General features: G+C 67.4%; 35 protein-coding genes. 7 read left to right on the top strand and 28 right to left on the bottom strand.

From position 1 onward, the window contains the following. Window positions 1-38: 38 nt before the first annotated feature. A complete protein-coding gene (locus QFZ27_RS15090) occupies window positions 39-1,349 on the top strand; it encodes an alpha/beta fold hydrolase (protein WP_429227197.1) in 1,311 nt (436 codons plus the stop codon). Here the strand turns inward: QFZ27_RS15090 and QFZ27_RS15085 are convergent. After that, window positions 1,237-2,091, bottom strand: coding sequence for a 2-keto-4-pentenoate hydratase (locus tag QFZ27_RS15085; RefSeq protein ID WP_429227196.1), 855 nt, complete (start codon window positions 2,089-2,091; stop codon window positions 1,237-1,239). The genes QFZ27_RS15090 and QFZ27_RS15085 overlap by 113 nt on opposite strands. Before the next feature lie 130 nt (window positions 2,092-2,221). Here QFZ27_RS15085 and QFZ27_RS15080 point away from each other — a divergent pair, with 130 nt between their 5' ends. The 4 genes from QFZ27_RS15080 to QFZ27_RS15065 all read left to right on the top strand — a co-directional run bounded on the left by QFZ27_RS15080 (window position 2,222) and on the right by QFZ27_RS15065 (window position 6,490). Then, complete coding sequence (locus tag QFZ27_RS15080) at window positions 2,222-3,394, top strand: acetyl-CoA C-acetyltransferase (protein ID WP_429227195.1); 1,173 nt, start codon at window positions 2,222-2,224, stop codon at window positions 3,392-3,394. A gap of 95 nt (window positions 3,395-3,489) precedes the next feature. Beyond that, entirely contained in the window at window positions 3,490-4,212 is a 723-nt protein-coding gene (gene phbB, locus QFZ27_RS15075; protein ID WP_429227194.1) for an acetoacetyl-CoA reductase, read from the top strand. A 166-nt stretch (window positions 4,213-4,378) separates the two neighbouring features. Continuing rightward, window positions 4,379-4,678, top strand: coding sequence for a hypothetical protein (locus QFZ27_RS15070; RefSeq protein WP_429227193.1), 300 nt, complete (start codon window positions 4,379-4,381; stop codon window positions 4,676-4,678). A 30-nt stretch (window positions 4,679-4,708) separates the two neighbouring features. Further along, window positions 4,709-6,490, top strand: a complete 1,782-nt coding sequence (locus QFZ27_RS15065; protein ID WP_429227192.1) for a M10 family metallopeptidase — start codon at window positions 4,709-4,711, stop codon at window positions 6,488-6,490. Window positions 6,491-6,504: 14 nt separating this feature from the next. Here the strand turns inward: QFZ27_RS15065 and QFZ27_RS15060 are convergent, their stop codons facing one another. Continuing rightward, entirely contained in the window at window positions 6,505-6,894 is a 390-nt protein-coding gene (locus tag QFZ27_RS15060; RefSeq protein WP_429227191.1) for a winged helix-turn-helix transcriptional regulator, read from the bottom strand. A 132-nt stretch (window positions 6,895-7,026) separates the two neighbouring features. Here QFZ27_RS15060 and QFZ27_RS15055 point away from each other — a divergent pair, with 132 nt between their 5' ends. Next, entirely contained in the window at window positions 7,027-8,043 is a 1,017-nt protein-coding gene (locus tag QFZ27_RS15055; protein ID WP_429227190.1) for a zinc-dependent alcohol dehydrogenase family protein, read from the top strand. Between the two features lie 45 nt (window positions 8,044-8,088). On the opposite strand, the gene QFZ27_RS15050 is transcribed toward QFZ27_RS15055, so the two are convergent. Both QFZ27_RS15050 and QFZ27_RS15045 read right to left on the bottom strand, forming a co-directional pair. Next, a complete protein-coding gene (locus QFZ27_RS15050; protein WP_429227189.1) occupies window positions 8,089-8,655 on the bottom strand; it encodes a hypothetical protein in 567 nt (188 codons plus the stop codon). A 326-nt stretch (window positions 8,656-8,981) separates the two neighbouring features. Further along, window positions 8,982-9,389 (bottom strand): RidA family protein, encoded by a 408-nt coding sequence (locus QFZ27_RS15045; RefSeq protein WP_429227188.1) that lies wholly within the window; start codon window positions 9,387-9,389, stop codon window positions 8,982-8,984. Between the two features lie 104 nt (window positions 9,390-9,493). Here QFZ27_RS15045 and QFZ27_RS15040 point away from each other — a divergent pair, with 104 nt between their 5' ends. Next, window positions 9,494-10,378: a LysR substrate-binding domain-containing protein gene (locus QFZ27_RS15040; RefSeq protein ID WP_429227187.1), complete on the top strand. Its 885-nt coding sequence runs from the start codon at window positions 9,494-9,496 to the stop codon at window positions 10,376-10,378. Between the two features lie 49 nt (window positions 10,379-10,427). Here the strand turns inward: QFZ27_RS15040 and QFZ27_RS15035 are convergent, their stop codons facing one another. The 24 genes from QFZ27_RS15035 to tuf all read right to left on the bottom strand — a co-directional run bounded on the left by QFZ27_RS15035 (window position 10,428) and on the right by tuf (window position 23,396). Beyond that, window positions 10,428-11,015 carry an adenylate kinase gene (locus QFZ27_RS15035; RefSeq protein WP_429227186.1) on the bottom strand — a complete coding sequence of 196 codons (588 nt, stop codon included), beginning with the start codon at window positions 11,013-11,015 and terminating at the stop codon, window positions 10,428-10,430. After that, window positions 11,012-12,364: a preprotein translocase subunit SecY gene (secY, locus tag QFZ27_RS15030; RefSeq protein WP_429227185.1), complete on the bottom strand. Its 1,353-nt coding sequence runs from the start codon at window positions 12,362-12,364 to the stop codon at window positions 11,012-11,014. Before secY ends, QFZ27_RS15035 begins: the two co-directional genes overlap by 4 nt. Window positions 12,365-12,446: 82 nt before the next feature. After that, window positions 12,447-12,962, bottom strand: coding sequence for a 50S ribosomal protein L15 (rplO, locus tag QFZ27_RS15025; RefSeq protein WP_429227184.1), 516 nt, complete (start codon window positions 12,960-12,962; stop codon window positions 12,447-12,449). A 26-nt stretch (window positions 12,963-12,988) separates the two neighbouring features. Beyond that, window positions 12,989-13,180: a 50S ribosomal protein L30 gene (rpmD, locus tag QFZ27_RS15020; protein ID WP_429227183.1), complete on the bottom strand. Its 192-nt coding sequence runs from the start codon at window positions 13,178-13,180 to the stop codon at window positions 12,989-12,991. After that, complete coding sequence (rpsE, locus tag QFZ27_RS15015; RefSeq protein WP_380305219.1) at window positions 13,173-13,781, bottom strand: 30S ribosomal protein S5; 609 nt, start codon at window positions 13,779-13,781, stop codon at window positions 13,173-13,175. The genes rpmD and rpsE overlap by 8 nt, the downstream gene beginning before the upstream one ends. 11 nt (window positions 13,782-13,792) lie before the next feature. Beyond that, window positions 13,793-14,158: a 50S ribosomal protein L18 gene (gene rplR, locus QFZ27_RS15010; RefSeq protein WP_429227182.1), complete on the bottom strand. Its 366-nt coding sequence runs from the start codon at window positions 14,156-14,158 to the stop codon at window positions 13,793-13,795. Between the two features lie 11 nt (window positions 14,159-14,169). Then, window positions 14,170-14,703 (bottom strand): 50S ribosomal protein L6, encoded by a 534-nt coding sequence (rplF, locus tag QFZ27_RS15005; RefSeq protein ID WP_429227181.1) that lies wholly within the window; start codon window positions 14,701-14,703, stop codon window positions 14,170-14,172. An 11-nt stretch (window positions 14,704-14,714) separates the two neighbouring features. Then, window positions 14,715-15,113, bottom strand: coding sequence for a 30S ribosomal protein S8 (rpsH, locus tag QFZ27_RS15000; protein WP_342241625.1), 399 nt, complete (start codon window positions 15,111-15,113; stop codon window positions 14,715-14,717). Between the two features lie 12 nt (window positions 15,114-15,125). Continuing rightward, on the bottom strand, window positions 15,126-15,431 hold the full coding sequence (gene rpsN, locus QFZ27_RS14995) for a 30S ribosomal protein S14 (RefSeq protein ID WP_088152685.1): 306 nt from the start codon (window positions 15,429-15,431) through the stop codon (window positions 15,126-15,128). Window positions 15,432-15,448: 17 nt separating this feature from the next. Beyond that, window positions 15,449-15,988 (bottom strand): 50S ribosomal protein L5, encoded by a 540-nt coding sequence (gene rplE / locus QFZ27_RS14990; protein ID WP_429227180.1) that lies wholly within the window; start codon window positions 15,986-15,988, stop codon window positions 15,449-15,451. Between the two features lie 8 nt (window positions 15,989-15,996). After that, window positions 15,997-16,317, bottom strand: a complete 321-nt coding sequence (gene rplX, locus QFZ27_RS14985) for a 50S ribosomal protein L24 (RefSeq protein WP_429227179.1) — start codon at window positions 16,315-16,317, stop codon at window positions 15,997-15,999. Then, on the bottom strand, window positions 16,314-16,682 hold the full coding sequence (rplN, locus tag QFZ27_RS14980; RefSeq protein WP_026873847.1) for a 50S ribosomal protein L14: 369 nt from the start codon (window positions 16,680-16,682) through the stop codon (window positions 16,314-16,316). The genes rplX and rplN overlap by 4 nt, the downstream gene beginning before the upstream one ends. Before the next feature lie 3 nt (window positions 16,683-16,685). Continuing rightward, complete coding sequence (gene rpsQ, locus QFZ27_RS14975; protein WP_395682330.1) at window positions 16,686-16,967, bottom strand: 30S ribosomal protein S17; 282 nt, start codon at window positions 16,965-16,967, stop codon at window positions 16,686-16,688. A gap of 14 nt (window positions 16,968-16,981) precedes the next feature. Continuing rightward, entirely contained in the window at window positions 16,982-17,188 is a 207-nt protein-coding gene (gene rpmC, locus QFZ27_RS14970) for a 50S ribosomal protein L29 (protein ID WP_309791387.1), read from the bottom strand. A 2-nt stretch (window positions 17,189-17,190) separates the two neighbouring features. Then, window positions 17,191-17,610, bottom strand: a complete 420-nt coding sequence (rplP, locus tag QFZ27_RS14965) for a 50S ribosomal protein L16 (protein WP_138892692.1) — start codon at window positions 17,608-17,610, stop codon at window positions 17,191-17,193. Between the two features lie 5 nt (window positions 17,611-17,615). Continuing rightward, window positions 17,616-18,362, bottom strand: a complete 747-nt coding sequence (rpsC, locus tag QFZ27_RS14960; protein WP_429227178.1) for a 30S ribosomal protein S3 — start codon at window positions 18,360-18,362, stop codon at window positions 17,616-17,618. Further along, entirely contained in the window at window positions 18,362-18,742 is a 381-nt protein-coding gene (rplV, locus tag QFZ27_RS14955) for a 50S ribosomal protein L22 (RefSeq protein WP_138892694.1), read from the bottom strand. Before rplV ends, rpsC begins: the two co-directional genes overlap by 1 nt. 3 nt (window positions 18,743-18,745) lie before the next feature. Beyond that, complete coding sequence (rpsS, locus tag QFZ27_RS14950) at window positions 18,746-19,024, bottom strand: 30S ribosomal protein S19 (protein WP_342239776.1); 279 nt, start codon at window positions 19,022-19,024, stop codon at window positions 18,746-18,748. A 12-nt stretch (window positions 19,025-19,036) separates the two neighbouring features. Further along, complete coding sequence (rplB, locus tag QFZ27_RS14945) at window positions 19,037-19,861, bottom strand: 50S ribosomal protein L2 (protein ID WP_380305237.1); 825 nt, start codon at window positions 19,859-19,861, stop codon at window positions 19,037-19,039. A gap of 4 nt (window positions 19,862-19,865) precedes the next feature. Then, the gene (locus tag QFZ27_RS14940) at window positions 19,866-20,192 is read right to left on the bottom strand and encodes a 50S ribosomal protein L23 (protein ID WP_138892697.1); all 327 of its coding nucleotides are present in this window, start codon (window positions 20,190-20,192) and stop codon (window positions 19,866-19,868) included. Next, entirely contained in the window at window positions 20,189-20,809 is a 621-nt protein-coding gene (gene rplD / locus QFZ27_RS14935) for a 50S ribosomal protein L4 (RefSeq protein WP_429227177.1), read from the bottom strand. Before rplD ends, QFZ27_RS14940 begins: the two co-directional genes overlap by 4 nt. 3 nt (window positions 20,810-20,812) lie before the next feature. Next, window positions 20,813-21,547 (bottom strand): 50S ribosomal protein L3, encoded by a 735-nt coding sequence (rplC, locus tag QFZ27_RS14930; RefSeq protein WP_429227176.1) that lies wholly within the window; start codon window positions 21,545-21,547, stop codon window positions 20,813-20,815. A 10-nt stretch (window positions 21,548-21,557) separates the two neighbouring features. After that, window positions 21,558-21,866 (bottom strand): 30S ribosomal protein S10, encoded by a 309-nt coding sequence (gene rpsJ / locus QFZ27_RS14925; RefSeq protein WP_026873858.1) that lies wholly within the window; start codon window positions 21,864-21,866, stop codon window positions 21,558-21,560. Window positions 21,867-22,205: 339 nt separating this feature from the next. Further along, window positions 22,206-23,396, bottom strand: coding sequence for an elongation factor Tu (gene tuf / locus QFZ27_RS14920; RefSeq protein WP_429227156.1), 1,191 nt, complete (start codon window positions 23,394-23,396; stop codon window positions 22,206-22,208). Window positions 23,397-23,414: the final 18 nt, after the last annotated feature.

Below are 23,414 nucleotides of genomic sequence, written 5' to 3'. Positions count from 1 at the left end.
CCATGTGTCGCGGATCATCGCCGGGCTGGGCGGGAGCGATGACGCTGCGCCTAGGACCGCGGCCGCTGCCGCTGCATCTGGCCGCGGCCGCGGCGAGCCTGATGAGCGGGATCGCCGCATTGCCGCTCTCGAAGAGCGCGTCGCCCAGCTCGAAGCCGCTGTGGCCGGAGCCGCTGCGCCGCGCCGCCGAACGCCTCGCAAGCCTGCGCCCTGAGGCCGCCGGGGCGGCCCTGGCGCGGGAAGGGACCCGGCGCGCCGCCGCCTTCCTGACCGGGCTGGAGCGCTATATCCGCCATCCCTATCGCCGCGACCTGCCGGCGCCGCCGGTGCTGTGGCGGGACGGGTCGGCCCGGCTGCGGGACTATGGCCCTGCCGACGGGTTGCCGCTGCTGGTGGTGCCGTCGCTGGTCAACCGCGCCTATGTGCTGGACCTGACGGCCGAGCGCAGCCTGCTGCGCTTCCTGTCGGCGCAGGGCCTGCGGCCGCTGCTGCTGGAATGGGACGTGCCGGACGCGGCCGAGCACAACTTCAGCCTGACCGACGTGATCCTGCGGCGGCTGGAGCCGGCGCTGGATGCCGCTCTCGCGGTTGCGAAACGGCCGGTCGGGCTGCTGGGCTACTGCATGGGCGGCACGCTGGTCGCGGCGCTGGCGGCGCGGCGGCCGGACGACATCGCCGGTATCGCCTTCATGGCCGCGCCCTGGGACTTCCACGCCGATGCGCCGCACCAGGCCGAGATCGGCCGGATGGCGGCGGCAGCAAGCTTGGCCGTCATCGCGTCGCTCGGGGTGCTGCCGGTCGACGGCATCCAGGCGCTGTTCACCACGCTCGATCCGCTGACAGCCCTGCGCAAGTTCAGCGCCTTCGGCCGGCTCGACCCGGAGTCACCCGAGGCGGCGCGCTTCGTGGCGCTGGAAGACTGGCTGAACGACGGCATCCCGCTGCCCGGCCCGGTGGCGCTGGAATGCCTGGCCGGCTGGTACGGCGGGAACACGCCCGGCCGCGGGCAGTGGCGGATCGACGGCGCGCCGGTGCGGCCGGAGGCGATCCGCCGGCCCAGCCTGCATTTGATCCCGGCCCGCGACCGCATCGTGCCGCCGGCCAGCGCCCGCGCCTTGGCCGAGAGCATCCCCGGCGCCGAGCGGATCGAGCCGACGCTCGGCCATATCGGCATGGTGGTGGCGGGCGGCGCCGAGGCGCAGGTGTGGCGGCCGCTGGCGGGATGGCTGGCCGGCGCTATTCGAAACGGACCGACAGCGACACCGGCGCGGCCGAAAGCCCGTCGTAGCGCGCCGTCACGGTCCCGCCCGGCACCGGCTGCACCGGCGGGCCGAAGGAGCCGAGGCTGACCAGTTGGCCCGGCTGCAGCGCCTCGCCCTGTGCGGCGAGGTCCTGCGCCAGCCAGATCACGGCGTTGAGCGGATGGCCGAGGATGGCGGCGCCCGGTGCCTCGGCCAGCACCTTGCCGGTGCCGTCGGCCAGCGACACCTTCATCGTCGCCAGCCTCTCGGCGAGCCCGGGCTCGATCGCGATCGGCTCACCCAGCACGCCGAGCCGGGCGCCGACATTCACGGCAGCGATCGATTCCGCCGTAGGCTTCTGGTCCGGGGGCAGGGCCAGGTCGGCGAGTTCGATGAAGGGCCTGAATGCCGAGAGATGCGCCAGCACCTCGGCCGACGTCCTGGCCTGGTTGACGCCCGCGTCGCCGATCACGGCGATCAGATCCGCCTCGACCAGGGGTCGTGCGGCATAGCCGGCCGGGACCGGAGCGCCCGGTTCGCCCAGCATCCGCTGCAGCAGTACGCCCGACACCGGATGGTCGACACCCAGCCGCTCCTGCATCGCCTTGCCGGTCAGCCCGACCTTGTAGCCGACCGGCGGCCCCAGGTCGGGGGCGAGGTCCCGGACCAGCGTCTTCTGGACGCAGGCGGCGGTTACGGCGTCGATCTCGGCGAGACCGGACACCGTCGTCGTCGCCCGCCAGGCCGCGGCCGCGCGCTCGGCAATGGCGGCGCAGTCCTCGGCCGCCACCGCTGGCATCGTTCCCACCAGCGTGGCCAGGATCACGGCCCGCAGCAACGGTTTCCGCATCGATCCCCCTCCCCTTCGCACCGATCCACCCGTCGTGGTTGCGCCGGCGGAACGGGCATGGCTATCGTCATCCTAGCGCAATTCGACCGGTGCGGCCCGACCGCACCGGACAGCATGAGGAAATGCCTCCATGGCCAATGTCGTCATCGCCGCAGCCGCGCGCACGCCGGTCGGGGCCTTCGCCGGCGCCTTCGCCGCCGTGCCGGCGCATGAGCTGGGCATCGCCGCGATCACAGCGGCGCTGGGCCGGGCCAAGGTCGAGGCCGCCGAGGTCGACGAGGTGGTGCTGGGCCAGGTGCTGACCGCCGCGACCGGCCAGAACGCGGCGCGCCAGGCCGCGATCGGCGCCGGCATCCCGAAATCGGCCACCGCCTACGGCATCAACCAGGTCTGCGGCTCCGGCCTGCGCACCGTGGCGCTCGGCGGCCAGGCGATCGCGCTGGGCGACGCCCGCATCGTCGTCGCCGGCGGGCAGGAGAGCATGTCGCTGGCGCCGCACGCGCTGCATCTGCGCAGCGGCACCAAGATGGGCGACGCCAAGATGGTCGACACCATGATCCGCGACGGGCTGTGGGACGCCTTCAACGGCTACCACATGGGCAACACCGCGGAAAACGTGGCCCGGCAGTGGCAGATCACCCGCGAGGACCAGGACCGCTTCGCCCTGGCGTCGCAGCAGAAGGCGGGGGCGGCGCAACGCGAAGGCCGGTTCAACGACGAGATCACGCCGGTCACGGTCAAGGGGCGCAAGGGCGACGTGGTGATCGATGCCGACGAGTACCTGAAGCCGGACACCACGATCGAGGTGCTGGCCAAGCTGCGCCCAGCCTTCGACAAGGAGGGCACGGTGACCGCCGGCAACGCCTCCGGCCTCAATGACGGTGCCGCGGCGCTGGTGCTGATGAGCGAGGAGGAAGCCGCGCGTCGTGGCATCACGCCCTTGGCCCGCATCGCCTCCTGGGCCACGGCCGGCGTCGACCCGGCGGTGATGGGCTCGGGCCCGATCCCGGCCAGCCGCGCGGCGCTGAAGAAGGCCGGCTGGACCGCCGAGCAGCTGGACCTGATCGAGGCCAACGAGGCCTTCGCCGCCCAGGCCTGCGCCGTGAACAAGGACATGGGCTGGGACCCGGCCCGGGTGAACGTCAATGGCGGCGCCATCGCCATCGGCCACCCGATCGGCGCCTCGGGCGCCCGGATCCTGACCACCCTGCTGTACGAGATGGGCCGGCGGGACGCCAAGAAGGGCCTGGCCACCCTGTGCATTGGCGGCGGCATGGGCATCGCCCTCTGCGTCGAACGCTGAGACCGGCGCCTCTCGACCGAGGCGCTGTTTCCCGGCCGCCCGCCGATCTCTCGTCGCGGCCGGCGGCCCTTCAAATCCAACCCTGGGAGGACGCTATGGGACGTGTAGCCGTTGTGACCGGCGGGACGAGAGGAATTGGCGAGGCGATCTCGCTGGCCCTGAAGGAGAAGGGCTACAAGGTCGCCGCGACCTATGCCGGCAACGATGAGGCCGCCCGCGCCTTCAGCGAGCGGCACGGCATCAGCGTCTACAAGTTCGACGTCGCCGATTTCGAGCAGTGCCAGGCTGCGATCGCCAAGATCGAGGCCGAGCTCGGGCCGGTCGAGATCCTGGTCAACAACGCCGGCATCACCCGCGACGGCACCATCCACAAGATGGACCGGCACGCCTGGGACGCCGTGATCGACACCAATCTCGGCTCCTGCTTCAACATGTGCCGCTGCGTCATCGACGGCATGCGCGCGCGCAGCTTCGGCCGCATCGTCAACATCGGCTCGATCAACGGCCAGGCCGGCCAGTACGGCCAGGTGAACTACGCCGCGGCGAAGTCCGGCATCCACGGCTTCACCAAGGCGCTGGCGCAGGAAGGCGCCGGCAAGGGCATCACCGTCAACGCCATCGCGCCTGGCTATATCGACACCGACATGGTCCGCGCCGTGCCGCCGAACGTGCTGGAGAAGATCGTCGCCAAGGTGCCGGTCGGCCGCCTGGGCAAGGCGTCGGAGATCGCCCGCGGCGTGCTGTTCCTGGTCGATGACGAGGGCGGTTTCATCACCGGCTCGACCCTGTCGATCAACGGCGGCCAGCACATGTATTGAGGCCGCTCCCGGACCGCGCCGGCACCTTGAGCCAGTCCGGCGCGGTCCGGCGCCGCTTCCGTCCGGTGCGTGCCGATTTCGGCCCTGGATATTTGATTTACCTTTAGGATAGTATTCTGGAAAATTGTGATCGCCATATTGAAGTGGATACGGTGGAGGGGATTTTATGTCGCTGATAACCGATAGCGCGCTCGACATTCCTAGCGCCGGCGCCGGCTCCGGAAGGGTTGTGTGGGCCGGCTCGACCGGGAACCGGAATATCGACGGGCTGCTGGATGGCTACAAATGGTCCGGCGACTCGATCACCGTGGCTTATCCCGGTACGGCGAGCGCATACGGTTCGGGATACAGCGAAGCCCTGCACGGTTTCCGGCCTTTGACCGGGCCGATGATCGCGGCGGCGGGCAATATTTTCACCCAGATCATGAGTTTCACCAATCTGCGGATCACCGAGGGCAGCGCCTGAACGGCCAACATCCGGCTCGCCCATTCATCGATGCCCGAGACGGCCTATGCCTATACCCCGAGCAGCTACTCCAAGGCAGGAGATATCTGGTTCTCCGGCACGGACCATGACGCGCCGGTCCGAGGCGGCTATGCCTGGTACGGCATCCTGCACGAGGTCGGGCACGCTCTCGGCCTGAAGCACGGACACGAGACCGGCGGCGTCGCTAACGTTGCGATGCAGTACGCATACGACGCGATGGAATACTCGCTGATGACATACCGGAGCTATGTCGGCGCCCCTACGGATTATGTCTACAACGAAGACTATGGCTTCGCACAGACTTACATGATGTACGACATCGCCGCGCTGCAGAAGCTGTATGGCGCGGACTACGTCAACAACGCCGGCAACAACGTCTACACCTTCTCGCCAACGACCGGGGCGATGTTCATCGACGGGGGCAGCCAGGGCACGCCGGGCGCCAACCGCATCTTCCGGACGATCTGGGATGGCGGCGGCAACGACACCTACGACTTCTCGAACTATGCAACCAACCTGACCGTGGATCTGAGGCCTGGCGGCTATTCGAAGCTCTCCTCGTCGCAGATCGCCGATCTGGGGAACAATCATCAGGCCAAGGGCAATGTCTACAACGCGCTGCTGTACGGCAACGACCCGCGATCCCTGATCGAGAATGCCCGCGGCGGCAGCGGCAACGACACCATCGTCGGCAATCAGGCGAACAATCAGCTCTCCGGCGGGGCCGGGAACGACACTCTCGACGGCAGGACCGGAGACGACCTCCTGATCGGCGGCGCCGGCACCGACACCGCGGTGATCCACGCAAAACTGACGCAAACCACGATATCCACCAGCCCGGGCAACCCCGTCCTTCACGGACCCCAGGGGCACCACACGGTGGTCGGTGTCGAGCAATACAGATTCGACGACGGAACCGTCGTCCAGGCTGACGGCAACGCCCTGGTCGACGACCTGTTCTACTTCCGCAGCAACCGCGATATCTGGAATGCGCATGTCGATCCGGACATGCACTACGCCCAGACCGGCTGGCGGGAAGGGCGCGATCCCAACGCCTTCTTCGACACGAGCTGGTATCTGGCGCAGAACCCGGATGTCGCGGCGGCGAGGATCAATCCGCTCGAGCACTACCATCTCGCCGGCTGGCGGGAAGGACGCGATCCTTCGGCACAGTTCGACACCAGCTCCTATCTCGCGTTCAATTCGGACATCGCCGCAGCGCGGGTCGATCCGCTGCAGCACTATCTGGCGCAAGGCCTCTATGAGGGGCGCAGCACCAAGGTCTTCGCGACCGCAAACTCATTGAGCTTTGTCACGCTTTCCTATTCCGGTCCGAATGTCGTCCTGACCGATGCCGCAGGTCCGCATCGCCTGACCGGCATCGAACAGTACAAGTTCTGGGACGGGCTGGTGGTTCAGGCCGACGGCAAAGCCCTGGTCGACGACCTGTTCTATTACGATGACAATCTCGATGTCTGGAACGCCCATGTCGATCCGGACACGCATTACGCCCAGGGGGGTTGGCGGCAAGGGCGCGACCCCAACGCCTTCTTCGACACCAGCTGGTATCTGGCGCAGAATCCGGATGTCGCGGCGGCGAGGATCAATCCGCTCGAGCACTACCATCTCGCCGGCTGGCGCGAGGGCCGCGACCCTTCGGCACACTTCGACACCAGCGCCTATCTGGCCGCCAATCCGGACATCGCCGCGGCCCGCATCGATCCGCTGGAGCACTATCTCGCACAAGGGATGTATGAGGGCCGCGTCATTCCCGACACCCTCTTCGGGTGACACGGTAGTTTCGGTCAGGCCGCCGCCGCGTCGGCCGGCAGCCTGACCGCTGTTCCTGCCGGGGCCATTCCCTCGACGCGCTCCCGGAAGTCCTGGCCCCAGGCCTTCATGGCATCGAGCACGGGGGCCAGGGTGCGACCGTATTCGGTCAGCGAGTATTCCACCCGCGGCGGCACCTCGGCGAAGACATGCCGGTTCACGATGCCGTCCGCCTCCAGCTCGCGCAGCTGCAGCGTCAGCGAGCGCTGCGACACGCCGCCGAAATGCTTCCGCAGCTCGCCGAAGCGCCGTGGCCCGTCCAGCAGCTGGTACAGGATCACCGGCTTCCACTTGCCGCCCATCACGGCGAGCGTGACCTCGACGGCGCAGCCATAGGGCCGGCGGGCCTGATCTCGTGGCGGCATTTCATCTCCATAGGTGCAAAAGAGTATCCTATGGCAAGAAATGTTGCCTTCTTGCGTGAAGGCCTGCAAGCCGCAACATGGCGTCCATGCCGCCGATCCGGCGGCGATCCCGACACATCGGAGCTTCGAGCCATGCGCCAGTACCGCTTCCCCCGCACCGGCAGCATCGACGACCTCACCCTCGCCGAGACCGAGACGCCGGTCGCCGGCCGCGGCCAGGCACTGGTCCGGTTGCGCGCGGCGTCACTGAACTATCGCGACCTGATGGTCGCCACCAATCGTTACGGCCGCGGCGCGCCGCTGCCCGACCTGGTGCCGTTGTCGGACGGCGCCGGCGAGGTCGTGGCGGTCGGCCCCGACGTCACCCGGGTCAAGGTCGGCGACCGCGTCGCCGGCATCTTCATGCAGAGCTGGATCGGCGGCGAGATCGACCCCGCCGATCCGGCCAGCGCCCTGGGTGGCGCCGCCCATGGCGTGCTGGCCGAATACCGCGTGTTCGACCAGGACGGGCTGGTGCACCTACCCGACCACCTGTCCTTCGAGGAGGGTGCCGCCCTGCCCTGCGCCGGGGTGACCGCCTGGAACGCGCTCTATGGCGGCCAACATCCGCTGCAGCCGGGCGAGACCGTGCTGGTGCTCGGCACCGGCGGCGTCTCGATCCTGGCGCTGCAATTCGCCCGCGCCGCCGGGGCCCGGGTGATCGCCACCTCCTCCAGCGACGCCAAGCTGGAGGAGGCGAAGACGCTGGGCGCCGCGGAGCTGATCAACTACCGCCGCCATCCGGAGTGGGAGAAGGAGGTGCTGCGGCTGACCGGCGGGCGCGGCGTCGACCATGTCGTCGAGGTCGGCGGCGCCGGCACGGTGCCGAAGTCGATCGCCGCCACCCGGATCGGCGGCTTCGTCCAGCTGATCGGCGTGCTGACCGCCGGCAGCCCGTTCGAGCCGACGCCGCTGATCGGCCGGTCGGTGACGCTGCGCGGCCTCTATGTCGGCTCGCGCCAGATGTTCGAGGCGATGAACCGGCACATCGCGCAGGCGGGCATCAAGCCGGTGATCGACCGTGTGTTCCCGTTCGAGCAGGCGAAGGACGCCTACCGCCACCTGGAGGCGGCCGGCCATGTCGGCAAGATCGTGATTGCGATCGGATGATGGCGATCGGATCTGGTGGGTCGGGACTTCGGCCCGACCCACCAGTCAGTAAGGATCCGGGGTGATGCGGCCGGTGGCGAGATCGACCGTCACCGGCTTCGGCCCGGCGTATCCGTCGGAACAGCAATAGCTGCTCGACAGCAGCAGACCGGCCTTCTGGCCTGATTTCAGTGCTACATCGTTGGAAATCAGCACGAATTGACCATGTCCGGTGTCGCGCACCTTCCAGGCGACCGTGCCGACCACGATCCATTTGCCTGCGGGGATGTTGGCGAAGCTGAAGTATCCGCTCGAATCACATTTGGCTTCCTGCCGCTCGGCCTTCTCCAGAATGGCGAGCCACAGATCGGCGGCGGACATGTAGGGGGAACTCATCTTCCCCACGGCCAGGGCAACATCCGTCGTCTCGACATAGGCGCGAACGCGCTGGCCCGCGCAGGTCAGCAGGGTTCCGTTCGGCATGCGGAGAATTCCGCGGCCGATGATCGTTCCCATGCCATCTCGCACCGGAGCTGCCTCCGCGGCGGCGACGGACGGGCTCTTTGCGGCCTGCTGGCATGCGCCGAGCATGAGGAAGGCGATGAGAGCGCCGCAGACCAATGAAATCCGCATGAAAATTCCCCCTTCGAAATTCCGACTGACAGCCCATCGGGCGCAAGCCGGTCGAAGGGAGGGTATCACGCCAGTCTCGATCAGCGAGGGGCGTCGGATCGGCGTTTAAGGAATTGCGATGGGGTGATCTCAGAGGGGATCGCGGGGCGGCCTCTGCCAGCCTCGCCACCGATCGAGCCCCAGATCGGCCCGGAGATGGTCAGAGAGGTCGCCCGGCCGCAGCACCGGGCGACGGCGCCACAGCAGCGACGCGAGCGACAGCAGCTTTCCAGCGAGGCGGCACAGCGCCCTCGGCCGGCGAGCCGGAAGGACGGCCGGCATGGCGCTCATCCCGGCACCACGGCGAGCACGTCGAGCTCGAACAGCAACCCTTCGCGGAAGAAGCGGTCGATCTGCAGTGTCGTGCTGGCCGGCGGCGCCGCGCAGTTGACGTAGCGGTCGCGCACCTGGCGCAAGGCGGGCCCCTGGGCGGCGAAGTCGGTGACGAACATGCCGAGCCGGACGACATGCTCGAAGCCGCTGCCGACGGCGGCCAGGCCGGCCTTGACGTTCTCGAAGGCCTGTTCGGCCTGGGCGGCGAAATCCGGCCCGGCGATCGAGCCGTCCGGGCGAAGGCCGACCTGGCCGGCGAGCTGGACCAGCCGGGCGCCGGCAGGGATCAGCACGACCTGGGAGTAGCCGTTCGGCGCCGGCATGGTGTCGGGGTTGAGGAAGCTCAGAGGGTCGGCGGGCATTATGTGCATCCTGGCTGGAAAGAATGGGCGGACGATGCGCCATCCCCTCCGGCCGAACCACGCAGGGCCTCGCCGCCGATCATAAGCCAGGCTTATACTGGGCCATGCCGACCGACAGCCTGCCCCTGCCTGCCCTGCACGCCTTCGAAGCGGCCGCGCGGCATGTCAGCTTCACCCGCGCGGCGGCGGAGCTGGGGCTGACCCAGGCGGCGGTCAGCTACCACATCAAGCGGCTGGAGGAGCGGCTGGGGGCGCCCTTGTTCGCCCGCCGCGGCCGCAGCCTGGCCCTGACCGAGGCCGGCGAGCGGCTGGCCGCGGAGGTGGTCGACGCCTTCGGCCGGCTGCGCGCCGTACTCGGCAGCGAGGTGGATGCGGCGGGCCGCAGCCTGACGGTCGTCTCGGTGCCAACCTTCACCACCCATTGGCTGGCGCCGCGGCTCGGCGCCTTCCAGGCCGCCCATCCGGAGATTGCGGTCAAGCTCGCCACCAGCACCGAGCTCGGCGACAGCATCGAGGGCGAGCTCTCCGCCGATATCGAGATCCGCGCCGGGCCAAGCGGCTTTCCGCCGCGCTTCATCGCCCACAAGCTGCTGGAGGTTCGCCTCGCCTGCGTGGTGGCGCCCCAACTCGCGGCCGGGCTGCGCCAACCGGCGGATGTGCTGTCGCTGCCGCTGATCGGCATGAGCATGAGCTGGGATGCCTGGTTCGAGGCGGCCGGCGTCGATGCCCCACCGGCGATGCGAAAGCAGGCGCCGCGCTTCGACAACCAGGCAGCCTCGGCGCAGGCCGCCGCGGGCGGGCTCGGAGCGGCCCTGGTCACGCCCGATTTCTTCGCCGAGGACCTGGCCAACGGACGGCTGGTTGCGCCCTTCCCGCTCCTGGTCGACCGCGCCAAGGGCTACTGGCTGGTCTACGCCGCGGACCAGCGCCACCGGCCCAAGATCCGCGCCTTCCGCGACTGGATCGTCGCAGCCGCCGCCCGGTCATGAAAAAGGCGGCCCGAAGGCCGCCCTGATCGTCACGCCGCGGCCCGTCCGGTCAGGAGGCGTTCGCCGGCTGGAAGCCGAGGATGGCCTCGATCTGCCGGGTCACCGTGTCCATGTCGGCCATGCCGTCCACTGCCTTCAGCAGCCCCTTGTCGCGGTAATAGGGGATGATCGGCGCGGTCTGCTCGCGATAGATGCCGAGGCGCTTGCGGAGCGTCTCCTCGGTGTCGTCGGCGCGCTTCTCGGTCGATTGGGCGGCGCGGTTGGCGACGCGGGCGAACAAAGCCGCCTCATCGACCTTCATCTCGATCACCACGGCCAGCGCCCTGCCGTGCCGGCCCAGCATCTCGTCCAACCCCTCGGCCTGGCGCACGGTGCGCGGGAAGCCGTCGAGGATGAAGCCGCGATCGCAGTCGGACTGGGCAATCCGCTCCGCGATCATGTCCAGCATGACCTCGTCTGTCACCAGATCACCGCGATCCAGGATCTCCTTCACCTGGCAGCCGAGCGGCGTGCCGGCGGCGATCGCCGCCCGCAGCATGTCGCCGGTCGAGAGCTGCTTCAGCCCGTAGCGCTCCTCCAGCCGTTTCGCCTGCGTCCCCTTCCCTGCCCCGGGCGGGCCCAACAGGATCAAATTCATCGACGGCTCCCCCGCAGCTTCGATTTCTTGATCAGCCCCTCATACTGATGGGCCAGGAGATGGGAATGGACCTGGGCCACGGTGTCCATGGTGACCGTGACCACGATCAGCAGGCTGGTGCCGCCGAAGTAGAACGGCACCGCGTATTGCGACGTCAGGAACTCCGGCAGCAGGCAGACCACCGTCAGATAGGCGGCGCCGATCACCGTGATCCGGGTCAGCACGTAGTCGATGTAGTCGGCAGTCGACTTGCCCGGGCGGATGCCGGGGATGAAGCCGCCATACTTCTTCAGGTTGTCGGCCGTCTCCTCCGGATTGAAGACGATCGCGGTGTAGAAGAAGCAGAAGAAGATGATCAGCCCGGCATAGAGCGCCATGAACAGCGGTTGGCCGTGGGCCAGCTGCGTCGCGATCCAGGACACCCAGCCGCTCGCGCCCTCGGCCTGGTTGCCGGCGAAACCGACGAGCGTCGCCGGCAGCAGCAGCAGCGACGAGGCGAAGATCGGCGGGATCACGCCCGAGGTGTTGAGCTTGAGCGGCAGGTGCGAGCTCTCGCCGCCGAACATGCGGTTGCCGACCTGTCGCTTCGGGTACTGCACCAGGAGTCGCCGCTGCGCCCGCTCCATGTAGACGATGAAGAAGATCACCGCCACGCACAGCGCCAGCAGCACCAGGATCACGAAGGGCGAGATCGCGCCGGTCCGGCCCAGCTCCAGCATCTGCACCAGGGCATGCGGCAGCGAGGCGACGATGCCGGTGAAGATGATCAGCGAGATGCCGTTGCCGACGCCGCGCGAGGTGATCTGCTCACCCAGCCACATCAGGAACATGGTGCCGCCGACGATGGTGACCACCGTGGTGAAGCGGAAGTACCAGCCGGGATCGACCACCGCCGGACCGATCGAGCCGCTCACGCTCTCCAGCCCGACCGCCAGCGCATAGGCCTGGGCCGTGGCGAGGACCACGGTGAAGTAGCGGGTGTACTGGTTGATCTTCTTGCGGCCGGCCTCGCCCTCCTTCTTCAGCGCCTCGAGCGTCGGCGACACCGCCGTCAGGAGCTGGATGATGATGGAGGCCGAGATGTACGGCATGATGTTCAGCGCAAAGATCGTCATCCGACCCAGCGCGCCACCGGCAAACATGTTGAGGATGCCGAGGAGGCCGCCACCCTGCTGCTGGAAGATCTCCGACAGCACGCGGGGATCGATCCCGGGAATCGGCACGTAGGTGCCGATCCGGTAGATGATCAGCGCGCCAAGGGTGAACCAGATGCGCTTGCGAAGCTCCGTGGCCTTGGCGAAGGCGCCGAAGTTCAGGTTCGCAGCGAGCTGTTCTGCAGCAGATGCCATGCAAGGCCTCGAATGAAAAGGGCGGGGACTGCGAACAAACGCGGTCCCCGCCCTCCGTTTTTACCCGTGTTGGACGGCGGCGTTAAGCCTGGGACGACGCCCCTGCGTCATTCTCGACAGCCTCGGCCGGAGCCGGGCTGGTCTGGACCACCGAGCCGCCGGCCTTCTCCACCGCCGCGACCGCAGCCGCCGAGGCGCTGTAGACGTGCAGGGTGACCTTGGCCGAGAGCTCGCCCTTGGCCAGCAGACGGACGCCGTCCAGCGTCTTGGCGATGAGGCCGCCGGCGACCAGCGCCTCGGCGTCGACCGGCTTGGCCGCGTCGACCCGGCCGGCCTCGATCGCCTTCTGCAGGCGGCCGAGATTGACCACGGCGTAGTTCGACCGGAACTTCTTGTTGTTGAAGCCCCGCTTCGGCAGCCGCATGTAAATCGGCATCTGGCCGCCTTCGAAGCCCTTCAGGGCGACGCCGGTCCGGCTCTTCTGACCCTTCACACCACGGCCGCCGGTCTTGCCCTTGCCGGAGCCGATGCCGCGACCGACGCGGATGCGCGACTTGCGCGCGCCCGCATTGTCGCGGAGATCGTTGAGTTTCGTCATGATTGCTCCTCAGGAACAGACGGGCCTCAGCCCGCCTGCTCGACCCGCACCAGGTGCTTGACCTTCTCGATCATCCCGCGGACAGACGGAGTGTCCTCCAGCTCGCGGGTGCGATGCAGCTTGTTCAGCCCAAGGCCGACCAGCGTCTGGCGCTGATCCTGCCGGCGGCCGATCGGGCTGCCGATCTGGGTGACGATCACGGTCGATTTGTCAGCCATTCGCGGCCTCCACCACCTCGACGCCACCCTCGCGCTTGCCCGCCGGGCTGCCGATGATGTCGGCGACGCGCTTGCCGCGCCGGGCGGCGACGGCCCGCGGGCCCTCGATCGTCCGCAGCGCCTCGAAGGTCGCCTTGATCATGTTGTGCGGGTTCGACGTGCCGATCGACTTGGCGACGACGTCCTGGACGCCCAGCGCCTCGAAGATCGCGCGCATCGGACCGCCGGCGATGATGCCGGTGCCCTGGGTGGCGCTGCGGAGCTGGACCTTGCCGGCGCCGAAGTGACCCAGGATGTCGTGATGCAGCGTCCGGCCTTCGCGCAGCGGAACGCGGATCATGCTGCGCTTCGCCTGCTCGGTGGCCTTGCGGATCGCCTCCGGCACCTCACGGGCCTTGCCCGAGCCGTAGCCGACACGGCCGCGGCCGTCGCCGGTGACCACCAGGGCGGCGAAGCCGAAGCGCCGGCCACCCTTCACCACCTTCGCGACGCGGTTGATGTGGACGAGCTTCTCGATCAGCTCCTCACCCGCATCCCGCTCGCTCGGGCGCTTGTCGCCACGATCCCGAGGACCGCGCGAATCTCTGCTTTCGCGTGCCATACGCGTGCTCCTCAGAAGTCCAGGCCGCCCTCACGGGCGGCATCGGCTAGGGCCTTGACCCGGCCGTGATACAGGTAGTGTCCACGATCGAACACGACCTTCTCGACGCCGGCCGCCTTGGCCCGCTCCGCGAGGAGCTTGCCGACCGCGGCGGCGGCCTCGATGGTGGCGCCGGTCTTCAGCGACCCGCGCAGGTCCTTCTCGATCGACGAGGCGGCGGCAAGGGTCTTGCCGGCCTGGTCGTCGATGACCTGGGCATAGATCTGCTTCGAAGAACGGAACACGGACAGGCGGACCCGGCCGTAGCGGGCCTGGCTCAGCTTGTGGCGGAGACGTTCCTTGCGGCGCTCGCGCAACTCGTTGGTCTTGGTGGTCATCCCGGCCGTCCTTACTTCTTCTTGCCTTCTTTGCGCAGGAGGGTCTCGGTCTCGTACTTGATGCCCTTGCCCTTGAACGGCTCGGGCTTCCGGTACCCGCGGATCTCCGCGGCAACCTGGCCAACGCGCTGCTTGTCGAAGCCGGTGATCGCGATCGAAGTCGGCTTCTCGCACTTGATCGTGATCCCCTCGGGGATCGGATAACGCACCTCGTGGCTGTAGCCGAGGGTCAGCACCAGTTCCTTGCCCTGGACCGCGGCGCGGTAACCGACGCCGTTGATCTCGAGGTTGGTGGTGAAGCCCGTGCTGACGCCCACGACCATGTTGTTGATCAGGGTGCGGCTGGTGGCCCACATGGTCTGCGCCAGGCGCGACTGGCTCTTCGGCTCAACCTTGATCGCGCCGTCTTCCATCGAGACCTTGATCTCGTCGTTGACCGCGAGCTTGAGCTGACCGAGCTTGCCCTTGACCGAGACGGCCTGGCCCGACACCGAAGCGTCAACCCCAGCCGGAACCTTGACCGCGTGCTTGCCGATTCGTGACATCGCCGCTCTCCTCAGAACACGCGGGCGAGGATCTCGCCGCCGACATTGGCGGCGCGGGCCTCGACGTCCGACATCACACCGCGCGGCGTCGACAGGATGGAGATGCCCAGCCCGTTGTACACCTTCGGCAGGTCCTTGATGCCGGAGTAGACGCGACGGCCCGGCTTCGACACGCGGTCGATGCGGCGGATCGCCGGCTGGCCCTCGGCATATTTCAGCTCGACCTTGGTGGCCGAGATGCCGGTGCTGACCTCATGGGTCTCATAGCCGCGGATGTAGCCCTCGCGCTTCAGTACGTCGAGCACATTGGTGCGCAGCTTCGAGGCCGGAGTCTCGATCACGGCCTTGCCGGCGCGCTGGCCATTGCGGATACGGGTGAGCAGATCGCCCAACGGATCACTTAGCGACATAATCCGTACTCCTTACCAGCTCGACTTGGTCATGCCGGGGATCTGCCCGCGCGAGGCCAGCTCGCGCAGCGCGATACGGCTCAACTTGAAGCGCCGGTAGAAGGCCTTCGGGCGACCGGTCAGCTCGCACCGGTTGTGGATGCGCACCGGAGAGGAGTTCCGCGGCAGTTCCGCAAGCTTCAAGCGGGCGGTGAACCGGTCCTCCATCGGCAGGCTTTGGTCGTTGGCGATCGTCTTCAGGCGCTCGCGGCGGCCGGCGAACGCCTTCGCCAGCTTCTCGCGACGCTTGTTCTTCTCGACCGAGCTCTTCTTGGCCATGATCTATCCTTGCTCGTTCAGCTGACGAACGGGAAGTCGAAGGCCTTGAGAAGCGCACGCGCCTCCTCGTCGGTCTTCGCGGTCGTCACGATAACGATGTCCATTCCCCGAACCGTCTCGATCTTGTCGTAGTCGATCTCGGGGAACACGATCTGCTCCTTGATGCCGAGGGCGTAGTTGCCCCGGCCGTCGAAGGACTTGGCCGACAGGCCGCGGAAGTCGCGGACCCGCGGCAGGGCGATGTTCACCAGGCGGTCGAGGAACTCGTACATCCGCTCGCGGCGCAGGGTGACCTTGGTGCCGATCGACATGCCTTCGCGCAGCTTGTAGACCGCGATCGACTTCCGCGCCTTCGTGATCACCGGCTTCTGGCCGGCGATCAGCGTCAGCTCGGACGCGGCCGCCTGGATCTTCTTGCTGTCGGCGACGGCATCGCCGACGCCCATGTTGATGATGATCTTCTCGATCCGCGGCACCTGCAGGTCGTTCGCATAAGCGAAATCCTGCTTCAGCTTCGGCCGGATGACCTTGTCGTAGTGGGTTTTGAGACGAGCCATGGCCATCCTCACCGATCAATCACTTCGCCGGAGGCCTTGGCGACCCGGACCTTGCGGCCGTCGTCGAGCGTCTTGAAGCCGACGCGGGTCGGCTTGCCGCTCTTCGGGTCGGCATGCGCGACGTTCGAGACGTGCAGCGCAGCCTCCTGCTCCACGATCCCGCCCTGCGTCTTCGCAGACTGGCGGGTGTGGCGCTTCACGATGTTCACGCCGCGGACGACAACGCGGTCATCGGCCGGACGGACCTCGATGACCTCGCCCTTCTTGCCCTTGTCACGGCCGGCGAGGACGACGACCTGGTCGCCTTTCTTGATCTTCGCAGCCATCACAGCACCTCGGGGGCGAGCGAGATGATCTTCATGAACTTCTTGGCCCGCAGCTCGCGAGTCACCGGCCCGAAGATGCGGGTGCCGACCGGCTCGCCCTGCTTGTTGATCAGCACGGCCGCGTTGCGGTCGAACTTGATCGTCGAGCCATCCGGGCGGCGCAGTTCCTTGGCGGTCCGAACGATGACAGCGCGATGCACGTCACCCTTCTTCACGCGGCCCCGCGGAATCGCCTCCTTGATCGACACGACGATGACGTCGCCGACGGTGGCGGTCCGGCGGTGGGAACCGCCCAGCACCTTGATGCACATCACCCGACGAGCGCCTGAATTGTCGGCGACGTCCAGATTCGTCTGCATCTGAATCATGGTTTACGCTCCCGAAACAGCGGGGTCGGCGGAGGCGCCGATGGCGCTCGCCTCGGCCTCGGACAGGACGAGCCAGGACTTCCGCTTGCTGATCGGCCGGGTCTCGATGATCGAGACGCGATCGCCGACCTTGCAAGCATTGGCCTCGTCATGGGCGAGGTACCGCTTGGTCCGCTTGATGAACTTCTTGTAGACCGGGTGCATCAGGTTGCGTTCGACGAGGACCGTGACGGTCTTCTCAGTCTTGTCGGACACAACCGTCCCGATGAGCACGCGCCGCGGCATGGCTCACAATCCTCTTACTTGGCCAGCGCGGCATCCTTGCCGCGCTGGCCCATGACGGTCTTGATGCGCGCGATGTCGCGGCGCACGACGCGGACCCGCGCCGTGTTCTCGAGCTGGCCCGACGCGGCCTGGAAGCGCAGGTTGAACTGCTCCTTCTTCAGCGCGAGCAGATCGTCCTTCAGCTGGTCCGGCGTCTTGGCGCGGACGTCTTCGATATCCATGGTCAGACCTCCTCACCAAGGCGGGCGATGAACTTGCAGGCGATCGGCAGCTTGGCGGCGGCCAGGGCGAAGGCTTCCTTCGCCAGGTCGCCGGGCACGCCGTCGAGCTCGAACATGACGCGGCCGGGCTTGACCCGGGCCGCCCAGAACTCGGGAGCGCCCTTGCCCGAACCCATGCGGACTTCGGCCGGCTTCGACGACACCGGCACATCCGGGAAAATCCGGATCCAGACGCGGCCCTGACGCTTGATGTGGCGGGTGATCGCGCGGCGGGCCGCCTCGATCTGCCGCGCGGTCAGGCGCGCCGGCTCCTGAGCCTTCAGGCCGAAGGCGCCGAAGTTCAGCGTGGTGCCGCCCTTCGCAACGCCGTGGATCCGGCCCTTGTGCTGCTTGCGGTACTTGGTGCGCTTGGGACTCAGCATGATCCTCAGCCCTCCCGACCGCGATCGCGGCCACGACGGTCGTCACGACGATCGCCACGCTCCGGCCGGGCCGAAGACGGGCCGGCAGCCGCCTCGGCCGCCCGCTTGTCCTGGGCCATCGGGTCATGAGCGAGGATCTCGCCCTTGAACACCCAGACCTTGACGCCGCAGGTGCCGTAGGTGGTCTTCGCCGTCGCCGTGCCGTAATCGACATCGGCGCGCAGCGTGTGCAGGGGCACGCGGCCCTCGCGGTACCACTCGGTGCGGGCGATCTCGGCGCCGCCGAGGCGGCCGCCGCAATTGATCCGGATGCCCTGGGCACCCAGGCGCATCGCATTCTGCACCGCGCGCTTCATGGCGCGGCGGAAGGCGACCCGGCGCTCCAGCTGGCTGGCGATGTTCTCGGCGACCAGCTTGGCGTCGATCTCCGGCTTGCGGATCTCGACGATGTTCAGGCTGACCTCGCTGCGCGCCATCTTCGCTAGCTCCTGGCGGAGCTTCTCGATGTCGGCGCCCTTCTTGCCGATCACCACGCCCGGACGGGCGGTGTAGACCGTGACGCGCGCCTTCTTCGCCGGCCGCTCGATGACGATGCGGCTGATGCCCGCCTGGGCCAGCCGCTTCTCGAGGAACTCGCGGATCTTGAGATCGGCGTGCAGCAGGCCGGCATAGTCCTTGGTCGCGAACCAGCGCGAATCCCAGGTCCGGTTGATGCCGACCCGAAGGCCGATCGGATTGACTTTCTGACCCATTACGCCGTCTCCCGCCGCTCGCGGACGATGACCGTGAGGTTCGACCAGAGCTTCTCGATGCGGGACGCACGGCCGCGGGCGCGGGCATGGAACCGCTTCATGACGATCTGCCGCCCGACATAGGCCTCGGCCACGTAGAGCCGATCGACGTCCAGCTGGTGATTGTTCTCGGCATTGGCGATCGCCGACTGCAGCACCTTCTTCACGTCGTCGGCGATGCGCCGGCGGGAGAAAGTGAGCTCGGCGAGTGCCTTGGCCGCATCCTTGCCTCGGATCGACTGAGCGACGAGGTTCAGCTTGCGGGGGCTGGTGCGCAGCGTCTTCGCAAACGCTCGCGCCTCATTGTCCGCAAGGCGAGGGGGGTTCTTCTCCTGTCCCATCGCTTACTTCCTCTTCGACTTCTTGTCCGACGCGTGGCCGTAGTACGTCCGCGTCGGCGAGAACTCGCCGAACTTGTGACCGACCATGTTCTCGTTGACCACGACCGGCAGGAACTTCTGCCCGTTGTAGACACCGAAGGTCAGGCCGACGAACTGCGGCAGGATGGTCGAGCGACGCGACCAGATCTTGATGATCTCGTTCCGGCCCGACGAGCGCGACTTGTCTGCCTTCTTGAGCAGATAGCCGTCGACGAACGGGCCCTTCCAAACGGAGCGTGCCACCGTCGCTCTCCCTTACTTCTTGCGACGGCGGATAATGAGCTTATCCGTCGCCTTGTTGCTGCGGGTCTTGCGGCCCTTGGTCGGCTTGCCCCACGGGGTGACCGGATGACGGCCGCCCGAGGTGCGCCCCTCACCACCACCATGCGGGTGGTCGACCGGGTTCATGGCGACGCCGCGGGTGACCGGCTTCTTGCCGAGCCAGCGGTTGCGGCCGGCCTTGCCGATCGAGATGTTCGACTGGTCCGGGTTCGACACCGCGCCGACCGTGGCGAAGCACTCGCCGCGCACGATGCGCAGCTCGCCCGACGCCAGCTTCAGCTGGGCATAGCCCATGTCGCGGCCGACGAGCTGGGCGTAGGTGCCGGCGGAACGCGCCAGCTGGCCGCCCTTGCCGGCCTTCAGCTCGACATTGTGGACGATCGTGCCGACCGGCATGCTGCGCAGCGGCATGGCGTTGCCCGGCTTGATGTCGACCTTCTCGCCGGCGACGACCTTGTCGCCCGCAGCCAGGCGCTGCGGCGCCAGGATGTAGGCCTGCTCGCCGTCCTCATAGGTGACGAGGGCGATGAACGCGGTCCGGTTCGGATCGTATTCCAGGCGCTCGATCGTGCCGACGACACCAAGCTTGCGGCGCTTGAAGTCGATGATGCGATAGGTGCGCTTGTGCCCGCCGCCCTGATGGAAGGCGGTGATCCGGCCGGTGTTGTTGCGGCCACCCTTCTTGGTCAGGCCCTCGGTCAAGGTCTTGACCGGCTTGCCCTTCCACAGGCCCGAGCGGTCCACCTGAACCAGCTGGCGGAGGCCCGGGGTGATGGGATTGAATGTCTTCAAGGCCATCGGATCAAACCCCCGTGGTCACGTCGATCTGCTGCCCTTCGGCGAGCGTCACGACGGCCTTCTTCACATCCGAACGCTTGCCCGGGAGACCCCGGAAGCGCTTGGTCTTGCCCTTGACGATCAGGGTGTTCACCGCCGTGACCTTGACGCCGAACACACCTTCGACCGCACCGCGGATCTCGGGCTTGGTGGCATCGAGCGGCACCTTGAACACGACCTGGTTGTGGCCGGCGGCGAGCGTCGCCTTCTCGGTGATCACCGGCGCGCGGATGATGTCGTACATCCGCGGGGTGACGTTGGCCTCGGCCTTCTTCTTGCGAGAGCGGATCATTTCAGGCGGGCCTCGAGCTGCTCGACCGCCTGGCGCGACAACACGAGGGTGTCACGACGCAGGATGTCGTAGACGTTGGCGCCCTGGCTGGGCAGAACGTCGATGGACGGCAGGTTCCGCGCGGCGAGGGCGAAGTTCGTGTCGATCTGCTCGCCGGCCAGGATCAGCGCGGAGTCGAGACCCAGCGCGGTCAGCTTGGCGGCGAGGCCCTTGGTCTTGTGGCTGTCGGCCACGACCGCATCGACCACGACCAGCTTGCCATCGGCCGCCTTGGAGGACAGCGCGTGGCGCAGGGCCAGCTTGCGGACCTTCTTCGGCAGGTCGTGCGCATGGCTGCGAACGACCGGCCCGAAGATCCGGGCGCCGCCGCGGAACTGCGGCGACCGCGTCGAACCCTGGCGGGCGTGACCCGTGCCCTTCTGCTTGTAGGGCTTCTTGGTCGTGCCGCTGATCTCGCTGATGCCCTTGGTCTTATGGTTGCCGGAGCGGCGCTTGGCCAGCTGCCAGTTCACCATACGGAAGAGCAGATCGGTGCGGACCTCGAGACCGAACACGGTATCGTCGAGATCGATCTCACCGGCGCTGGTGTTGTCGAACGTCTTGACGGCGATCTTCATCGCTTAGCCCTCCTGGCCGGCGGTGTCGGCCGCGGGAGCGTCGACAGCAGCCGTCTCGGCGGCAGCCTTGCGGACCGCACCCGGGAACGGGACGTCCTTCGGCGCCGGCCGCTTGACCGCGTCGCGGATCAGCACCCAGCCGCCTTCGGCGCCCGGGACCGCACCCTTGACCATGATCAGGCCGCGCTCGACATCGGTGGTGACGACGGTGAGGTTCTGTACCGTCACCCGTTCGGCACCGAGATGGCCGGCCATCTTCTTGTTCTTGAAGACCTTGCCCGGGTCCTGCCGCTGGCCGGTCGAACCATGCGACCGGTGCGAGACGGACACGCCGTGCGAGGCGCGCAGGCCACCGAAGTTCCAGCGCTTCATGACGCCGGCGTAGCCCTTGCCGATCGAAGTACCGGTGACGTCGACGACCTGGCCGGCCACGAAATGGTCGGCAGTCAGCTCGTCACCGACGGTCAGCAGCGCATCGGTGCTGACGCGGAACTCGACCAGCTTCTTCTTCGGCTCGACTTCAGCCTTGGCGTAGTGGCCGCGAACGCCCTTGGAGACGTTCTTGACCTTGGCCTTGCCGGCGCCGAGCTGCACCGCGGTGTAGCCGTCGGTCTCCTCGGTCTTCACCGCGACGACCTGGACGCCGTCGAGCTTGAGGACCGTGACCGGGACGTGCTGGCCGTCGGCGTCGAAAATTCGTGTCATGCCCAGCTTCTGGGCGATCAATCCGGAGCGCATTGTCACCGCCTCAGAGCTTGATCTCGACATCGACACCGGCCGCAAGGTCGAGCTTCATCAGAGCATCGACGGTCTGCGGCGTCGGGTCGACGATGTCGAGCAGACGCTTGTGGGTGCGGATCTCGAACTGCTCGCGCGACTTCTTGTCGACATGCGGCGAGCGGTTGACGGTGTAGCGCTCGATGTTCGTCGGCAGCGGGATCGGCCCGCGCACCCGAGCCCCGGTCCGCTTCGCGGTGTTGACGATCTCGCTGGTCGACTGGTCGAGCACGCGATGATCGAACGCCTTGAGGCGGATACGGATGTTCTGACTGTCCATCGTTCTGTATCCGAGTGTTCTTGCCGAGAGGTGGAAAACCGGCTCATCCGGCCCCCACGTCGCGAACAGTCCAAAAAAAAACTCACCCAAGCCGCGAGGGGGCTCGGGTGAGGCGCGTTTCATAACCGAGCCCGCCCCGAATGTCACGCCCGGAATGCCGGTTGTGACGCTTTCGTGATCGGGCCCGCCATGCGCGAAGCTCAGGGCTCGTCGCCCGTCGCCTCTCTCATCCCGGGCCGCCCTTTCCGCGCCGCCTTGCGGCGAGTAACGGAGGTACGGTCCTTGGTCCTTCACAAGCCGGGAGCCGAGGCCCCCGACCCATGATCCTTCAAGCCATCATCACTTGATGATGGAGGCGACGACGCCGGCGCCGACGGTGCGGCCGCCTTCGCGGATGGCGAAGCGCAGGCCCTCATCCATGGCGATCGGCGCGATCAGCGTGACCTTCATCGAGATGTTGTCGCCCGGCATCACCATCTCGGTGCCTTCCGGCAGCTCCACCACTCCGGTCACATCCGTCGTCCGGAAGTAGAACTGCGGACGGTAGTTGGTGAAGAACGGCGTGTGACGGCCGCCCTCTTCCTTCGTCAGGATGTACGCCTCGGCCTTGAACTCGGTGTGCGGCGTGATCGAGCCCGGCTTGGCCAGAACCTGGCCGCGCTCGACCTCCTCGCGCTTGGTGCCGCGCAGCAGCGCCCCGACATTGTCGCCCGCCTCGCCCTGGTCCAGCAGCTTGCGGAACATCTCGACGCCGGTGCAGGTCGTCTTCACCGTCGGCTTCAGACCGACGATCTCGATTTCCTCGCCCACCTTCACGATGCCGCGCTCGATCCGGCCCGTCACCACCGTGCCGCGGCCCGAGATCGAGAACACGTCCTCGATCGGCATCAGGAACGGCTTGTCCTTCGGACGCTCCGGCTGCGGGATGTACGCGTCCACCCGAGCCATCAGCTCCAGGATCGCGTCGTGGCCCAGCTTCTTGTCGCCGTCCTCCAGCGCCACCAGCGCCGAGCCCGGCACGATCGGAATGTCGTCGCCAGGGAAGTCGTACGAGCTCAGCAGCTCGCGCACCTCAAGCTCGACCAGCTCCAAGAGCTCCGGATCGTCGACCATGTCGACCTTGTTCAGGAACACCACCAGCGCCGGCACACCGACCTGACGCGCCAGCAGAATGTGCTCGCGGGTCTGCGGCATCGGGCCGTCGGCCGCCGACACCACCAGGATCGCGCCGTCCATCTGCGCCGCACCCGTGATCATGTTCTTCACGTAGTCGGCGTGGCCCGGGCAGTCCACATGCGCGTAGTGACGGTTCGCCGTCTCATACTCCACATGCGCCGTCGAGATCGTGATCCCGCGCGCCTTCTCTTCCGGCGCCTTGTCAATCTGGTCGTACGCCGTGAACGTCGCCCCGCCCGTCTCCGCCAACACCTTCGTGATCGCCGCCGTCAGCGACGTCTTGCCGTGGTCCACGTGACCGATCGTGCCGATGTTGCAGTGCGGCTTCGTCCGCTCAAACTTCGCCTTCGCCATTCTCTCTCTCCGTTCTTC

This window comes from Inquilinus ginsengisoli, assembly GCF_050434925.1.
Classification (GTDB): domain Bacteria; phylum Pseudomonadota; class Alphaproteobacteria; order DSM-16000; family Inquilinaceae; genus Inquilinus; species Inquilinus ginsengisoli_B.
This window is presented reverse-complemented; position numbering and strand designations above follow the sequence as displayed.

Coding starts and splice junctions, on each gene's coding strand:
- QFZ27_RS15090 (WP_429227197.1), top strand. CDS start 39: ATGACGCTGCGCCTAGGACCGCGGCCGCTGCCGCTGCATCTGGCCGCG.
- QFZ27_RS15085 (WP_429227196.1), bottom strand. CDS start 2,091: ATGCGGAAACCGTTGCTGCGGGCCGTGATCCTGGCCACGCTGGTGGGA.
- QFZ27_RS15080 (WP_429227195.1), top strand. CDS start 2,222: ATGGCCAATGTCGTCATCGCCGCAGCCGCGCGCACGCCGGTCGGGGCC.
- phbB (WP_429227194.1), top strand. CDS start 3,490: ATGGGACGTGTAGCCGTTGTGACCGGCGGGACGAGAGGAATTGGCGAG.
- QFZ27_RS15070 (WP_429227193.1), top strand. CDS start 4,379: ATGTCGCTGATAACCGATAGCGCGCTCGACATTCCTAGCGCCGGCGCC.
- QFZ27_RS15065 (WP_429227192.1), top strand. CDS start 4,709: ATGCCCGAGACGGCCTATGCCTATACCCCGAGCAGCTACTCCAAGGCA.
- QFZ27_RS15060 (WP_429227191.1), bottom strand. CDS start 6,894: ATGCCGCCACGAGATCAGGCCCGCCGGCCCTATGGCTGCGCCGTCGAG.
- QFZ27_RS15055 (WP_429227190.1), top strand. CDS start 7,027: ATGCGCCAGTACCGCTTCCCCCGCACCGGCAGCATCGACGACCTCACC.
- QFZ27_RS15050 (WP_429227189.1), bottom strand. CDS start 8,655: ATGCGGATTTCATTGGTCTGCGGCGCTCTCATCGCCTTCCTCATGCTC.
- QFZ27_RS15045 (WP_429227188.1), bottom strand. CDS start 9,389: ATGCCCGCCGACCCTCTGAGCTTCCTCAACCCCGACACCATGCCGGCG.
- QFZ27_RS15040 (WP_429227187.1), top strand. CDS start 9,494: ATGCCGACCGACAGCCTGCCCCTGCCTGCCCTGCACGCCTTCGAAGCG.
- QFZ27_RS15035 (WP_429227186.1), bottom strand. CDS start 11,015: ATGAATTTGATCCTGTTGGGCCCGCCCGGGGCAGGGAAGGGGACGCAG.
- secY (WP_429227185.1), bottom strand. CDS start 12,364: ATGGCATCTGCTGCAGAACAGCTCGCTGCGAACCTGAACTTCGGCGCC.
- rplO (WP_429227184.1), bottom strand. CDS start 12,962: ATGACGAAACTCAACGATCTCCGCGACAATGCGGGCGCGCGCAAGTCG.
- rpmD (WP_429227183.1), bottom strand. CDS start 13,180: ATGGCTGACAAATCGACCGTGATCGTCACCCAGATCGGCAGCCCGATC.
- rpsE (WP_380305219.1), bottom strand. CDS start 13,781: ATGGCACGCGAAAGCAGAGATTCGCGCGGTCCTCGGGATCGTGGCGAC.
- rplR (WP_429227182.1), bottom strand. CDS start 14,158: ATGACCACCAAGACCAACGAGTTGCGCGAGCGCCGCAAGGAACGTCTC.
- rplF (WP_429227181.1), bottom strand. CDS start 14,703: ATGTCACGAATCGGCAAGCACGCGGTCAAGGTTCCGGCTGGGGTTGAC.
- rpsH (WP_342241625.1), bottom strand. CDS start 15,113: ATGTCGCTAAGTGATCCGTTGGGCGATCTGCTCACCCGTATCCGCAAT.
- rpsN (WP_088152685.1), bottom strand. CDS start 15,431: ATGGCCAAGAAGAGCTCGGTCGAGAAGAACAAGCGTCGCGAGAAGCTG.
- rplE (WP_429227180.1), bottom strand. CDS start 15,988: ATGGCTCGTCTCAAAACCCACTACGACAAGGTCATCCGGCCGAAGCTG.
- rplN (WP_026873847.1), bottom strand. CDS start 16,682: ATGATTCAGATGCAGACGAATCTGGACGTCGCCGACAATTCAGGCGCT.
- rpsQ (WP_395682330.1), bottom strand. CDS start 16,967: ATGCCGCGGCGCGTGCTCATCGGGACGGTTGTGTCCGACAAGACTGAG.
- rpmC (WP_309791387.1), bottom strand. CDS start 17,188: ATGGATATCGAAGACGTCCGCGCCAAGACGCCGGACCAGCTGAAGGAC.
- rplP (WP_138892692.1), bottom strand. CDS start 17,610: ATGCTGAGTCCCAAGCGCACCAAGTACCGCAAGCAGCACAAGGGCCGG.
- rpsC (WP_429227178.1), bottom strand. CDS start 18,362: ATGGGTCAGAAAGTCAATCCGATCGGCCTTCGGGTCGGCATCAACCGG.
- rplV (WP_138892694.1), bottom strand. CDS start 18,742: ATGGGACAGGAGAAGAACCCCCCTCGCCTTGCGGACAATGAGGCGCGA.
- rplB (WP_380305237.1), bottom strand. CDS start 19,861: ATGGCCTTGAAGACATTCAATCCCATCACCCCGGGCCTCCGCCAGCTG.
- QFZ27_RS14940 (WP_138892697.1), bottom strand. CDS start 20,192: ATGATCCGCTCTCGCAAGAAGAAGGCCGAGGCCAACGTCACCCCGCGG.
- rplD (WP_429227177.1), bottom strand. CDS start 20,809: ATGAAGATCGCCGTCAAGACGTTCGACAACACCAGCGCCGGTGAGATC.
- rplC (WP_429227176.1), bottom strand. CDS start 21,547: ATGCGCTCCGGATTGATCGCCCAGAAGCTGGGCATGACACGAATTTTC.
- rpsJ (WP_026873858.1), bottom strand. CDS start 21,866: ATGGACAGTCAGAACATCCGTATCCGCCTCAAGGCGTTCGATCATCGC.
- tuf (WP_429227156.1), bottom strand. CDS start 23,396: ATGGCGAAGGCGAAGTTTGAGCGGACGAAGCCGCACTGCAACATCGGC.